This window comes from Micrococcus sp. KRD012 (genome assembly GCF_017168555.1).
Classification (GTDB): domain Bacteria; phylum Actinomycetota; class Actinomycetes; order Actinomycetales; family Micrococcaceae; genus Micrococcus; species Micrococcus luteus.
In genome coordinates this window covers 1-423 of sequence record NZ_JABFBB010000025.1, presented here as the reverse complement: position 1 = coordinate 423, position 423 = coordinate 1, and the positions used below count along the sequence as shown (strand labels likewise).

Annotated in this window: 1 pseudogene; it reads left to right on the top strand. The window is 72.3% G+C overall.

The features are described from left to right. Positions 1-423 (top strand): annotated as a pseudogene (locus tag J1M37_RS10860) (alanine racemase); the annotation flags it as partial.

Here is a 423-nt window from a genome sequence, read left to right as displayed (position 1 = left end):
GTGCCCGCATCGGCACGCGGCTGTGGCTGGGGGACCACGAGGCGACCGAGTACCGCGGCGCCGTCCTGGACGTCACGCGTGTCTCCAAGGGCGACCGCTTCGGCTACCGGCAGCAGAAGGCGGCCTCCGACGGTTACCTGGTGGTCGTGGCGGGCGGTACGTCGCACGGGGTGGGGCTGGAGGCCCCCAAGGCCCTGCACGGCGTCATGCCGCGCGCCAAGGGCGTCGCGCGCGCCGGCCTGGCCACGGTGAACAGGAACCTGTCGCCGTTCGTCTGGGGCGGCAAGCAGCGGTGGTTCGCCGAGCCGCCGCACATGCAGGTGTCCATCCTGTTCGTCCCCTCGGACGCACCGGAGCCGACGGTCGGGGACGAGCTGGTGGCCCATCTGCGGCACACCACCACGCAGTTCGACCGCATCATGG